The 12,577-nt window shown below is 64.0% G+C and carries 14 protein-coding genes; 6 read left to right on the forward strand and 8 right to left on the reverse strand.

From position 1 onward, the window contains the following. Positions 1-12: 12 nt before the first annotated feature. A complete protein-coding gene (locus QRN54_RS10480; RefSeq protein WP_021332219.1) occupies positions 13-1,278 on the reverse strand; it encodes an MFS transporter in 1,266 nt (421 codons plus the stop codon). Next, complete coding sequence (gene pdxH / locus QRN54_RS10485) at positions 1,275-1,988, reverse strand: pyridoxamine 5'-phosphate oxidase (protein WP_007733483.1); 714 nt, start codon at positions 1,986-1,988, stop codon at positions 1,275-1,277. The genes QRN54_RS10480 and pdxH overlap by 4 nt, the downstream gene beginning before the upstream one ends. A gap of 244 nt (positions 1,989-2,232) precedes the next feature. Between pdxH and QRN54_RS10490 the strand changes: the two genes are divergently transcribed. The 4 genes from QRN54_RS10490 (at position 2,233) to QRN54_RS10505 (ending at position 6,525) form a co-directional block, all read left to right on the forward strand. Continuing rightward, the gene (locus QRN54_RS10490; RefSeq protein WP_003940025.1) at positions 2,233-3,360 is read left to right on the forward strand and encodes a citrate synthase 2; all 1,128 of its coding nucleotides are present in this window, start codon (positions 2,233-2,235) and stop codon (positions 3,358-3,360) included. Positions 3,361-3,423: 63 nt separating this feature from the next. Then, a complete protein-coding gene (gene serC, locus QRN54_RS10495; RefSeq protein ID WP_007733484.1) occupies positions 3,424-4,545 on the forward strand; it encodes a phosphoserine transaminase in 1,122 nt (373 codons plus the stop codon). 200 nt (positions 4,546-4,745) lie between these two features. Continuing rightward, positions 4,746-5,687, forward strand: a complete 942-nt coding sequence (gene sepH, locus QRN54_RS10500; RefSeq protein ID WP_030535368.1) for a septation protein SepH — start codon at positions 4,746-4,748, stop codon at positions 5,685-5,687. A 52-nt stretch (positions 5,688-5,739) separates the two neighbouring features. Then, positions 5,740-6,525: a DUF6928 family protein gene (locus tag QRN54_RS10505; protein WP_042921685.1), complete on the forward strand. Its 786-nt coding sequence runs from the start codon at positions 5,740-5,742 to the stop codon at positions 6,523-6,525. A gap of 20 nt (positions 6,526-6,545) precedes the next feature. On the opposite strand, the gene QRN54_RS10510 is transcribed toward QRN54_RS10505, so the two are convergent. Genes QRN54_RS10510 through QRN54_RS10520 form a run of 3 tightly spaced genes read right to left on the reverse strand, consistent with a single transcriptional unit; the run spans position 6,546 to position 8,248 of the window. Continuing rightward, entirely contained in the window at positions 6,546-6,806 is a 261-nt protein-coding gene (locus tag QRN54_RS10510) for a DUF2537 domain-containing protein (RefSeq protein ID WP_030535366.1), read from the reverse strand. Continuing rightward, positions 6,803-7,609 carry a TrmH family RNA methyltransferase gene (locus QRN54_RS10515; RefSeq protein WP_003939731.1) on the reverse strand — a complete coding sequence of 269 codons (807 nt, stop codon included), beginning with the start codon at positions 7,607-7,609 and terminating at the stop codon, positions 6,803-6,805. Before QRN54_RS10515 ends, QRN54_RS10510 begins: the two co-directional genes overlap by 4 nt. A gap of 48 nt (positions 7,610-7,657) precedes the next feature. Continuing rightward, entirely contained in the window at positions 7,658-8,248 is a 591-nt protein-coding gene (locus QRN54_RS10520; protein ID WP_054826479.1) for a TetR/AcrR family transcriptional regulator, read from the reverse strand. A gap of 70 nt (positions 8,249-8,318) precedes the next feature. Here QRN54_RS10520 and QRN54_RS10525 point away from each other — a divergent pair, with 70 nt between their 5' ends. Further along, positions 8,319-8,867 carry a hypothetical protein gene (locus QRN54_RS10525; RefSeq protein ID WP_285181975.1) on the forward strand — a complete coding sequence of 183 codons (549 nt, stop codon included), beginning with the start codon at positions 8,319-8,321 and terminating at the stop codon, positions 8,865-8,867. On the opposite strand, the gene QRN54_RS10530 is transcribed toward QRN54_RS10525, so the two are convergent. The 3 genes from QRN54_RS10530 to QRN54_RS10540 all read right to left on the reverse strand — a co-directional run bounded on the left by QRN54_RS10530 (position 8,851) and on the right by QRN54_RS10540 (position 12,214). Beyond that, positions 8,851-10,158 (reverse strand): MFS transporter, encoded by a 1,308-nt coding sequence (locus QRN54_RS10530; RefSeq protein WP_007733487.1) that lies wholly within the window; start codon positions 10,156-10,158, stop codon positions 8,851-8,853. The genes QRN54_RS10525 and QRN54_RS10530 overlap by 17 nt on opposite strands. Positions 10,159-10,262: 104 nt before the next feature. Beyond that, complete coding sequence (locus QRN54_RS10535; RefSeq protein WP_003939901.1) at positions 10,263-10,694, reverse strand: MarR family winged helix-turn-helix transcriptional regulator; 432 nt, start codon at positions 10,692-10,694, stop codon at positions 10,263-10,265. A 65-nt stretch (positions 10,695-10,759) separates the two neighbouring features. Beyond that, complete coding sequence (locus tag QRN54_RS10540; protein WP_003940242.1) at positions 10,760-12,214, reverse strand: NCS2 family permease; 1,455 nt, start codon at positions 12,212-12,214, stop codon at positions 10,760-10,762. 102 nt (positions 12,215-12,316) lie between these two features. On the opposite strand from QRN54_RS10540, the gene QRN54_RS10545 reads away from it, so the two are divergent. After that, complete coding sequence (locus tag QRN54_RS10545) at positions 12,317-12,574, forward strand: DUF2530 domain-containing protein (RefSeq protein WP_007733492.1); 258 nt, start codon at positions 12,317-12,319, stop codon at positions 12,572-12,574. Positions 12,575-12,577 lie beyond the last annotated feature (3 nt).

A 12,577-nucleotide genomic window follows, 5' to 3' on the forward strand; every position in this document is an offset into this window, starting at 1 on the left:
TTAACCAGGACGTCAGACGGCGCGTCCCACCTTGTAGCGAACGAATGCCGGAAATGCGAGGGCAGAAAGGACAACACCGACAATCACCAGGAAGCCGCCGCCCGCTGCCGCGACACCGGTCCCGAACAGGAAGGCCGCACCGCCGTGCAGCACGTCACCGATACGCGGACCACCTGCCACGACCACGATGAACACGCCCTGCAGTCGTCCGCGCATGTCGTCGGTTGCCACTTGCTGGAGCATCGTGCTGCGGAAAGCCGCCGAGACCATGTCGACGGCTCCGCCGAATGCCAGGAATGCGACCGCCACCCAGAGCAGAATCACACTGGAACCGGGACTCGCGAAGTACACGGCAACGCCGAAGCCGACCATGGACAGCCCCCACAGCGCGATGCAGACCAGAACGGCTCGCCCCTGGTACTGAACCCGTGGCAACCAACCCGAGAAGACTCCGCCCAGAACGGCTCCCACCGACATCGCCGCGAACAGCAGTCCCAGCGCAAAACCGCCGCTGGCGGGGTCACCGAAGGATTCGTGAGCGATCTCCGGGAACAGTGCTCGCGACATCCCGAACACCATCGCGATGATGTCCACCACGAACGACGCGAGCAGAACCTTCTGCGTCGCGAGATACGTGAAACCGCCGAGGACCTCGCTCAATCCGGCTCGCCGAGACGTTCCGGTCGGCGGAATCGCCGGGAGCTTCCATACCGCCCACAGAGTGGCGAGAAGAAAGATCGAGTCGAGCAGGTACAGCAGTTGCAGACCGGCCGACGGTATGAGGACACCCGCCAGTAGCGGGCCGGCTATCGCACCGAACTGCACGACAGTCATGTTCAGCGAGTTCGCGGCCGGTAACTGCCTGCCCGGAATCAACCGAGGGATGATCGCCGCTCGCGTCGGCTGGTTCACCGCGAAGAACGCCTGTTGAACCGAGAACAATCCGAGCACCAACCACACGTTGTTCACGTTCAGGGCAGCCTGGATCCAGAACAGCACCGACGTGACGCCGAGTCCGATCGAGGTGATCATCAACAGCCGTCGTCGATCCATGACGTCGGCCAGTGCGCCGCCCCACAGACCGAAAACGACCAGCGGGACCAGACCGAAGATTCCCGTCAGACCGACGTAGGCCGAGCTTCGGGTGATTTCGTACACCTGTTGCGGTACGGCGACCACGCTGAGCTGAGCGCCGATGACGGTGACGATGCCGGCCGTCCACAGCCGTCGATAGTCGCGATTCTCGAGCGGAGTCGTGTCCGCGAGTAGCCGGCTCACGGCTGGAGACGGACGGCGGACCACTGTCCGTCGACCAGGCTCGTGCGAACTCGATTGTGCATGCGGTTCGCGCGTCCTTGCCAGAACTCGACGGACTCGGGCCGAATCAGAATCCCGCCCCAGTTCGGTGGCACCGGAATCTCACCGTCCACGCCGAATCGAGCAGCGACCTCACGCAGTTGCTCGTCGAGATCGGCACGCGAGTCGATCGGACGAGACTGCGACGACGCCCACGCGCCGAGCTGTGAACCGCGAGGCCTGGTTCGCCAATACTCCTGCGTCAGTTGAGCACTCACCCGCTCGGTGGTGCCGCGGACGATCACCTGCCTGGCAAGGGTCAGCCACGTGAAGTTCGCCGACGCGTACGGGTGGGCGTCGAGGTGACGAGCCTTGTCGGATCCGTAGTTGGTGAAGAAGAGGACGCCGTCCTCGCTGAGCCCTTTGCAGAGCACGGTGCGCGACGCCGGACGGCCACCGTCGTCCACCGTCGACAGAGTCATGGCGTTGGGCTCCGGCGCGTCAGCTTCGACGGCGTCCACGAGCCATTGGCGCATGAGGGGCAGCCAACCGGTTTCGACAACCGAAGTATCCAATTCCGCACTCATGCGGTCCTCGACGGACTCCGATTCGCTGCCTGCTTGCGGATAGCCCACACGCATGGCCGCGAGTTCGTTGTCCACCGCCTGCGGGTCCTGACGTTCATTCGACACAGCCGAGAACGCTACTCCCGGGTACTCACTGGCCAACGGCTACGCGGCACGCGCTAAAGTTTGCCGTGGCTAGACCCGACCCGGACCGCGAGCCGCACCAGCGACAGCGCCGAATCGGGACGAGACGATTGCGCAGTACAAAACACGGTGCGTGCTCATCCCTGCGAGCACCGAGGCGCAGTCACTGAAGCTGAGGCAGTGCGACTGTAGACCTGGCGCACTCGAACGAGGAGAGTCCACGAGAATGGCAGCGAGCGCAGCAATACCGGACGATTTTGTGAGCGGACTCGAAGGCGTCGTCGCCTTCACCAGCGATATCGCAGAACCCGACAAGGACGGCGGCGCACTGCGCTACCGCGGAGTCGACATCGAAGACCTGGTCGGCCAGAGGGTCACCTTCGGCAACGTATGGGCCCTTCTCGTCGACGGCCGCTTCGGCCCCGGCCTCCCGCCGGCCGAGCCGTTCCCCCTCCCCATTCACACCGGCGACGTCCGTGTCGACGTTCAGGCCGGACTGGCGATGCTGGCTCCCATCTGGGGCTACCAGCCGCTCCTCGACATCGATGACGAGACCGCCCGCGACCAGCTCGCCCGCGCATCCGTCATGGCGCTGTCGTACGTCGCGCAGTCCGCTCGCGGCATCTACCAGCCGGCAGTCCCGCAGAGCCGCATCGACGAGGCCAAGACCGTCACCGAACGCTTCATGGTTCGCTGGAAGGGTGAGCCCGATCCGGCACACGTCGAGGCAATCGACGCGTACTGGGTCTCGGCAGCCGAGCACGGCATGAACGCCTCCACCTTCACGGCCCGCGTCATCGCCTCCACGGGCGCCGACGTCGCGGCTTCGCTTTCCGGCGCCATCGGCGCGATGTCCGGCCCGCTGCACGGCGGCGCACCGGCCCGAGTTCTTCCGATGATCGAAGAGACCGAGAAGACCGGCGACGCCCGCGCACTGGTCAAGGGAATCCTCGACCGCAAGGAAAAGCTCATGGGCTTCGGACACCGCGTCTACCGCGCCGAAGATCCCCGTGCACGCGTGCTCCGCGCCACGGCCAAGCGCCTCAACGCTCCCCGCTACGAGGCTGCCGCAGCTCTCGAGCAGGCTGCACTGGCAGAACTGCGTGAGCGTCGTCCCGATCGCGCGATCGAGACCAACGTCGAGTTCTGGGCCGCCGTCATCCTCGACTTCGCCGAGGTTCCCGCGCACATGATGCCTGCCATGTTCACCTGTGGCCGCACCGCCGGCTGGTGTGCACACATCCTCGAGCAGAAGCGTCTCGGTAAACTGGTACGCCCGGCCGCCATCTACACCGGCCCGGCGCCCCGTACTCCGGAGTCGGTCGAGGGCTGGGACCAGATCAGCCACGCGTAGTACCCCGCTCGAATTCGCCAATCACGGTAGTACAGAACACAAGTGAAGGAACAGAAAGAAGCGATGACCTCCACACCGATCATCCCCGCCGACCTCAAGCCCGCCGACGGACGCTTCGGCTGCGGTCCTTCCAAGGTTCGCCCCGAGCAGCTGCAGTCCCTGGTCGAGGTGGGCGCTTCGGTGTTCGGCACCAGCCATCGCCAGAAGCCGGTCAAGAACGTTGTGGCCAGCATTCGTTCCGGCCTCGCCGATCTGTTCTCACTGCCCGAGGGCTACGAGGTCGTCCTCGGCAACGGCGGAACCACTGCGTTCTGGGATGCGGCCGCATTCGGCCTCATCCGCGAGAAGTCGCTGCACCTGACCAACGGCGAATTCAGCTCCAAGTTCGCTTCGGTCGCCAAGGCCAACCCGTTCATCGGTGACCCGATCGTCGTTTCCGCCGATCCGGGCAGCGCACCGGTGCCGGTCTCCGACCCGTCCGTCGATCTCATCGGCTGGGCGCACAACGAGACCTCCACCGGTGTGTCGATCCCCGTCTCGCGTCCCGCGGGTTCGGAGAACGCACTGATCGCCATCGACGCCACCTCGGGCGCCGGCGGACTTCCGGTCAATGTCGCCGATTCCGACGTCTACTACTTCGCTCCGCAGAAGTGCTTCGCTGCAGACGGCGGACTGTGGATCGCGCTGATGAGCCCGGCCGCCCTCGAACGCGTCGCGGAGATCAAGGATTCGGGACGCTGGACGCCTGACTTCCTCTCGCTGCCCATCGCCGTGGACAACAGCTCCAAGGATCAGACGTACAACACCCCGGCCCTGGCCACCCTCTTGCTCTTCGCCAACCAGATCGAGTGGATGAACAGCAACGGCGGCCTCGACTGGACTACCGCTCGCACCGCGGATTCGTCCTCGCGCCTGTACAACTGGGCCGAGGCCAGTGAGTTCGCAACGCCGTTCGTCGCTGATCCGGCACACCGCTCGCAGGTTGTCGGCACCATCGACTTCAACGACGACGTCGACGCTGCCGAGGTGGCAAAGATCCTGCGCGCCAACGGAATCGTCGATACCGAGCCGTACCGCAAGCTCGGCCGCAACCAGCTGCGCGTCGGCATGTTCCCGGCCATCGACCCCGATGACGTCACCGCTCTCACCAAGAGCATCGACTGGGTCGTTTCTCAGCTCGGCTGATTTTCACATTTGCTTCACCGCTCGGCCCCCGGCATGACGTCGGGGGCCGAGCGTCGTTTGCGCCAGGCCTTGTGAGCTACCACACCGGTGGGCGGATCCGAGGTCATCTCGCCCTGCGTGTCCTGCCGAGTCCATGGTCACGAATGAATTACAGTTGAGCGCGGCGCAAAGTCGCGAGCCGGCGCGATAAGGAGGTCAATGTGCGAGAGCTTCGAGTGATCGGACTTGAACCCGATGGATCGCATGTGGTGTGCGCAGATGCTGAAACCGGCCAGAAATTCCGGCTTCCCGCCGATGACAAACTTCGTGCAGCTTCCCGCGGAGACGTGGCTCGACTCGGCCAGATTGAGATCGAAATGGAAAGCCAACTCCGTCCCCGCGAAATTCAGGCGCGCATTCGTTCCGGTGCTTCCGTAGAGCAGGTCGCCGAAGAAGCGAAGATCCCCATCAGCAAGGTCGAGCGCTTTGCGTACCCCGTTCTGCTCGAGCGCTCCCGCGCCGCGGAAATGGCGCAGGGCGGACACCCGGTGCGCGACAACGGTCCGACAGTTCCCACCCTCTCCGAAATCGTGACCCACGCATTCCGCGCCCGCGGCCACAGTATCGACGAGGCCACCTGGGATGCCTGGCGCGACGAGGACAATCAGTGGGTCGCGCAGTTGCAGTGGCAGGCCGGCCGCACCACCAACGCCGCGCACTGGCGCTACCAGCCCGACGCGCACGGCGGAACGATCGTCGCACTCGACGACGCGGCATTCGACTTGATCGATCCCGACTTCGGTCGCCCGCTCCGCGGCCTGGTACCGGTGGTCTCGAACGAGCCGCAGCAGCTCGAACTGTCCCGATTCGACGTCGAACCGGTGGCGGAGATCGAGCCCGAGCCCGCAGCAGTTTCCGAGCGGACAGCAGTTTCCGAGCGCACAGTAGTCCCCGAGCGGACGGTGGTGGCGGAACGGATCGTGGCGCCCGAACCGATTGCTGTCGAGCCGGAAACCGTCGTCACCGAAGAGGTTCCCGAACCCGCACCGGATGTGACCCCGAAAACCGCTCCGCAGCAGACGCAGACCAAGGACAAGCGCGGACGGCCTGCTCTTCCCTCGTGGGACGACGTACTCCTCGGGGTCCGCAGCAGCGGTCGCTGACCCGAAGGAAAGTATTCTTCTTTCGAGCGAGGCTGAGGAGAGAGGGCTGCCGGTGGCTGCACGGGTATCGACGATCTGGTTTCTGGGCGGCGCAGACGCTCGCACCGAATTGAGCAGGTACCCACAGCCGGATCAGACCGAGGCCCTGAAAATCGCCATGTCGCTGTACCCGGACAAGGAGTTCGAGTCGCTCGGGCCTCAGCCGCTGTCGATGGCCGCGACGGTGAGCCCCGGCTACGTCTTCGTCGGCGCGTACGGTCGAGTGAGTGTCGTCTGCAGCTCCGAACTCAGCACCTTCGTCCCCTCGAAACTGCCTGATTCCTGGAACCTTTCGGCAGAGGGTGGCTCGACGCTGTTGATCAGCTCCGTCCCCGAAACCGCGCAGGGTTCGTTTGCACTGTGGGAGGACGGCGAGCTACGACGCTCGTTCAGTGCCATCCCGATCGACATCGTCGAAAATCTGGGGATCCCACAGACCTGGGAACTGGAATTCTGGGCCGGCAACCATCCCCTGCGTTACCCGCCCGGGATCCTGCCTGATCCGCAGTCACTTCCGTTCCACCCGCAACAGTTCGCGGAGTCCGCCAACCTCGAGTGGCTGGGATTTCGATACACCGGCGCGCCGCGAGAACACGAACTCGACACAACGCAGATTCTCCTGTGGGGCTTCAAGATTCACCGACCCGGCGAGGCACCCAAACCTGCACCCCCAGCCCCCGCGCCGATGCCCGAGCAGGCGCCGACAGAGGTACCCATGCCCGAAAACATGCCGCCGATCCACGACGCACCGGTGGCCAAGCCGCGCGGCCGCCTCGCTCGGTACTTCGGCTTCAAGTAGCGCCGAGCAGCCTCACAGGTTCACGCGGCTATCGCTGCGATCCACCCGAGCGGTACGCCGGCTACCGCGCCGTAGACCACCCATCGCCAGACGGGGACGGCTCGCCAGCGCCAGACGGTCGGCGCAAGTCCGCCTACCGCAATGACATTGACGACAACCGCCAGGAGCACGTTCACGTTGCCCAGCGCGACACAGAACGCCGCGACGGCACTGGTCGAGAGCATGGCTGCGAACACCGACACCGCGATTCCGGTGAACCAGGGCGTGCGGTCCTGAGTCACCGGCCGGTCCTGACACGTTCGTAGAAGGCCATCGCCGCTGCGGTCGCGACGTTGAGCGAGTCGGTGCCGGGCGCCATGGGTATCTTGGCACGAATGTCGGTGGCCCGCATCGCATGTTCGGTCAAACCTGGCCCCTCGGCGCCCAGCAGTAGCGCTACCTTCTCCCCGGTCATCGCTTCGGCCAAAGTGACCGCTTCCGGATTCGGAGTCAAGGAAATGAGCTGAAAACCGTTGCCACGCAGCTCATCCAAGTCGTGTGGCCACTTTGCCACATGCGCGAAGGGCACTCGCAGCACGTGCCCCATCGACACACGGACCGACCGCCGGTACAGCGGGTCGGCACAACCCTTCCCGAACAGAACTGCATCGACACCGAGCCCCGCCGCGTTGCGGAACATCGAGCCGAGATTCTCGTGATCGTTGACGCCTTCGAGAACCACGACGGTCTTCGCGTCCTTCAACACGTCCGAGACCGCGAGCGGTGCCGGGCGTGCTGCTGCAGCGAGGACGCCGCGGTTGAGGTGAAATCCGACGACCTCGGCCATCACTTCGGCGCTCGTACGGTAGAACGGCACGTCCACTCCGTCGAGATCGTCAGCGAGCTCCAGGAGCCGTCGTTCGACGCCGAGGAGACTGATCGGCTCGAACCGCGAAGTCAGCAGTCGCTGAGTGACGAACACTCCCTCGGCGATGACCAGTCCCTTGCCCTCCGGGAGGTCGGGGCGCCGATCCGAAGAGTTGAGATCGCGAAAGTCATCCAGCCGGGGGTCGGCGGGATCTGAGATGTCGATGACGTGAACCACGGGTCTATCGTGCCGTACGCACCGCGAGCCCCCACCACTACTCCCGACCTAACGCAACAGCGTGACAAAATGCGCGTCGAGCACCTGGCTGATCACCTCTGGATTGGTTCGCTCGGGATTGTCGACGCCGTGCGACGCGAGCCCGTCGGCGAGCGCATGCAATCTCATCGCCTCGATGTCGACCGAGGCACCCGGCCGTAGAAAACCCGCTCGATGCGCCGCTTCCACGAACGAACGAAAGTGCTCGAACAAGGTCCGGTCTGTCTCGTCACGCACCGCCGTCAACGCCGAATCGGCCTGGGCGGCAGCAGCAAAGGCCTCCCAAACCTGCATTTCTTCACGCCGATCTTGGTCGAGGGGAACGAACTGATCGGTGAACTGACGGATCGCGCGGCGGATGTCGGGATCGAAGTCGATGCCGGCAATCCTTTGCTCCACCCGGACGGTCACGAGCGTCATCGCGAACAGCAAGAGTTCGGACTGCGTCGCGAAGAAGTGCCGTAGCGACCCCGTCGACATCTTCGCCTCGTCCGCGACCGCCCGGACGCTGGCGCTCGCCACACCGTCTCGACGGATCACACGCCACACGGCCTCGGCGATCTCTTCACGCCGCTCATCCGGACTGCTACGTTTCACCACTTCACAAAACTAACACAGCTGTGCTAGTTTTCGATCACTAACACAGTCGTACTAGAAATGAGCTGATGTCATGATCGTCCACTTGATCATCGCGTGCGAAATCATGTTCTGGGTGTTCATCGCCGCAGGTCTCGCGGCCCGCTATCTACTGCGCCGCAAAACGCTGGGCGCCGCACTGCTCATCTGCGCGCCGATGGTGGATGTCGTACTGCTCGTCGCCACAGCCCTCGATCTTCGTGGCGGTGGCGAGGCGAACTTCACCCATGGGCTTGCCGCGGCCTACATCGGATTCTCCGTCGCGTTCGGACACAGCCTCATCTCCTGGGCCGACGCCAGGTTCGCCTACCGATTCGCCGGCGGCCCGGCTCCCGTCGCACCACCCAAGTACGGGAGTGCGCGAGCACTGCGCGAATGGCGCGAGTTCGGCAAAGCCGCGATCGCCTGGGCCGTCGCGTGCGGACTTCTCGGCGCGGCCATCTTCCTCGTCGACGACCCCACCCGCACTGGAGCCCTCGACGGATGGATCAGCAAGCTGACAGTGGTACTCGCAATCTGGGGAGCAATCGCCCTGAGCTACACGGTGTTTCCCAAGAGTGAGAAGGTCACGGCGCGCGGCTAGCCTCGACTGCCTGTTCGGTCGCGTCGCATACGATCACCGGACGCAGGACGAAAACCGGCAGCCTGCCACCGTCTTCCGGTCGCGCAAGACGAAGTTTCAGCCCTTCGCTGCGTAGCAGGTACACCCCGGCCACAGTGCCCGAGACGAGCGAGATCACTCCGCCCACGATCAAGGGCGCACGTGGGTCCACGGAGTCGGCGAGCCAACCCAGCAACGGGCTTCCCAGCGGTGTGCCACCGAGGAAACTGAGCATGTAGATACCCATCACCCGCCCGCGCATCTCGGAAGGCACCGACATCTGCAGGATGTTCATCGCGGACGTCGTGAACGTCAACGTCAGTGCGCCCGTGGGGATCAACATCAGCGCCACCAACGCGTAGGTGGGCATCAATCCCACCGCGACCTCGAACACACCGAAAGCCACGGCGGCACCGAGGAACGTCCGCAACCGCGGCGCTTCCTTCCGTCTTGCGGCGTACGCAGCGCCGGCAAGGGTGCCCACGGCGAGCGTCGTGGACAGCAATCCGTAACCGTCAGCCTCGAGGCCGAACGTGTTGCGCGCCATCACCGCCAGGCTGATCGCGAAGTTCAGGCCGAAGGTCGAGACCATGAAGACCGACACCATTATCACGCGAAGGTCCTTGCGGCCCCATACATATCGGAACCCGTCGCGCACCTGCCCCTTGGTGCGCGGGGCCGGTTCCGACGGGATCAACTCCTTCTTGTTCATCAGGTAGAGCGCGATGAGCACCCCACCGAATGTTGCGACGTTGAGCAGGAACACCCACCCTGTTCCGATCAGGTTGATCAGCACACCCGAGATGGCCGGACCGACGATGCGGGCCGTGTTGAACGTCATGGAGTTGAGCGCGATGGCGTTGGACAGGTGTTCCTTGCCCACCATTTCGATGGTGAACGATTGACGCACGGGTGCGTCGAGCGCCGAGACACAGCCGAGGGCAAAGGCAATCAGGAAGACATGCCACAACGCGACGAGCCCACCGACGTCCAACAGACCCAACACCAGCGCGCATACCGCACTCGCCCACTGCGTGAAGATCAGGATCCGACGCTTGTCGTACCGATCGGCAAGCACCCCACCCCACACCGACAAGAACAGCGTCGGGCCGAACTGCAAGGCCATGACGATGCCCACCGCCAGCGCGTTGCCGTCCGAGAGCGTCAGTACCAGCCAGTCCTGGGCGATGCGTTGCATCCACGTGCCGACCAGAGAAACGATCTGTCCGGAAGCCCAAAGGCGGTAGTTGCGGTTGTGGAGCGCGGCAAACATGCCGGAATCGGGGTCTCGGGGCACCCCACTATCTTGCCCCTCGAGTAATTCGTTTGGGCAACGACCTCTAGGTAGCGGAGCTACGCGACCTCTAACTCACGGAGCTACTCCGTCTTGTTGACCATCTCGGTGATGATCTCGACGGCACCGCGCAGCGTCGCGAGTTCTTCGCCACCCAGCCCGGCCAGCTGCTCGTTCATCCACGCCTCACGCGCATGGGTTTCGTCCGCGAGCAACGCCTGCCCGGCGTCGGACAGATTCACGATGATCTGACGACCGTCCGTGGGATGCGGCGAGCGCTCGACCAGACCGAGCTCGGCGAGAGAAGCAACAACGCGCGTCATCGACGGCGGCTGCACTTTCTCACGTGCTGCGAGTACGCCAGGAGTCATCGGGCCGTACTGATCCAGGCTCGCCAAGGCGGACAGTTGCGTCAGCGATACCTGAGCGTCGACTCTGCGGCCGCGCAGATGCCTGGTGAGACGCACTACAGCCAGGGAAAGATCGCTGGCCAGCGCACGAGTTTCGGTGGTCACGCGTCAGACAATACGTCAAGAGCTGGCCGGTAGCTCACGTAATCGAATACCGGTCAACCCTGATTTCACGTAAGGGCGTCGGTAATGGGTCCGACAGTGAAGTAGGCCACAAAAAGTGCCGCCACGATCCAGAGCAACGGGTGGATCTTCTTGATACCACCGCTGGCAGCGTGCAGGACCACCCATGAAATGAAGCCGACGCCGATGCCGTTGGCGATCGAGTAGGTGAACGGCATGACGATCATGGTCAGGAACGCCGGGAGAGCAACCGAGAACTTGGTGAAATCGATGTCTCGGACCTGCCCGATCATCAGCGCACCGACGACGACGAGGGCAGGCGCAGCTGCCTCGATCGGCACGACGGAGTAGAGCGGCGTCAGGAACATCGCGACGAGGAAGAGCAGTCCGGTCACGACGTTTGCCAGGCCCGTGCGGGCGCCTTCGGCAATACCCGACGCGGATTCCACGAACACGGTGTTCGACGACGCCGAAGCGCCACCGCCGACGATCGCGCCCGCGCCTTCGACGACAAGCGCGCGACCGACGTTGGGGAGGTTTCCATCCTTGTCGGTCAGGCCGGCTTCCTTACCGAGACCCGTCATCGTGCCCATGGCGTCGAAGAAATTCGCGAGCACGAGGGTGAAGACAAGCAGGCTGGCGGCCAGAACACCGATGCGGGTGAATGCGCCGAAGATGCTGACGTCGCCGACCAGGCTCAGATCAGGCATACCACCGAGCATCTCCGGGATCGCGGGGATGCTGAGGTTCCAGCCCTTGGGGTTGGTTCCGAGCGAGGGTCCGACGTCGGCAACTGCCTCGATGATCGCAGCGAGGATCGTCGTGACGACGATGCCGATCAGCAGTCCACCACGAACCTTGCGCACTACCAGAACACCCATGAGCAGCACACCGAAGATGAACACCACGGTCGGCCACGAAGCGATGGAGCCGTTGATTCCGAGTCCGACGGGAACCGTCGTACCGGCGGCATCGGGGATACGGCGGACGAATCCGGCGTCGACCAGTCCGATGAAGGCGATGAACATGCCGATACCGGCCGCGATCGCGGACTTCAATGCCGAGGGAATCGCATTGAACACCGCAGTTCGGAAACCGGTGAGTGCCAACAGAACGATGATCACACCGTCGATGACCACCAGGCCCATCGCCTCGGGCCAGGTGACCTGAGGTGCGATTGTGACGGCGAGCAGGCTGTTGATGCCGAGACCCGCGGCGATGGCAAACGGATAGTTGGCAACGACACCGAAGACGATGCTCATCAGGCCGGCAACCAGAGCGGTGACCGCAGCCACCTGGTTGACCGGAAGGATGTTGCCGAGAACGTCGGTCTTCGCTGCAGCGTCGTCAGCCGAGAAACTGCCGAGGATCAGGGGGTTGAGGACCACGATGTAGGCCATCGCCACGAAGGTGACGACACCGCCGCGAATCTCGGTCGAGATCGTCGACCCTCGTTCGCTGATCTTGAAATAGGTGTCGAGGATCTTGCCGGGTGCCGCCATGTTTGTTCTTTCCCCATCGCTGTAGGTCGCCGTGTGCCGGCGCACATGAAGCCGGTCGCACTAGGGAGAGTAGGCCACCGGGGTACGGGTAGCGTTAATTTTGTGACGGAGACTCGCAACACAACAGGCCTGATCGGCAAATTGTCCGCACCCGCGCCGGCACTGATCATCGGCACCGCGTTGTGGGTGATCGCCACGATCGTGGTCGCGGTGAGCGGCGATCGTTGGTCGGATGCACTCCCGATCTGTTACGCGGGTATCGGAGTCGGTTTCCTCGGCTTCGCTCTGTTCTCCATTCAACGACGCGCAGCTGTGCGCGGTGACAAGGGCGCACAACAGGGCGCCGGTCTGGTCGACTGAGCA

Source organism: Rhodococcus sp. MEB032 (assembly GCF_030208925.1).
In the GTDB taxonomy this organism is placed as follows: domain Bacteria; phylum Actinomycetota; class Actinomycetes; order Mycobacteriales; family Mycobacteriaceae; genus Rhodococcus_F; species Rhodococcus_F qingshengii.

Excerpts from the sequence above, each read along its gene's own strand:
- QRN54_RS10490 (WP_003940025.1), top strand. The coding sequence starts at position 2,233 with ATGGCAGCGAGCGCAGCAATACCGGACGATTTTGTGAGCGGACTCGAA.
- serC (WP_007733484.1), top strand. The coding sequence starts at position 3,424 with ATGACCTCCACACCGATCATCCCCGCCGACCTCAAGCCCGCCGACGGA.
- QRN54_RS10525 (WP_285181975.1), top strand. The coding sequence starts at position 8,319 with ATGATCGTCCACTTGATCATCGCGTGCGAAATCATGTTCTGGGTGTTC.
- QRN54_RS10530 (WP_007733487.1), bottom strand. The coding sequence starts at position 10,158 with ATGTTTGCCGCGCTCCACAACCGCAACTACCGCCTTTGGGCTTCCGGA.
- QRN54_RS10540 (WP_003940242.1), bottom strand. The coding sequence starts at position 12,214 with ATGGCGGCACCCGGCAAGATCCTCGACACCTATTTCAAGATCAGCGAA.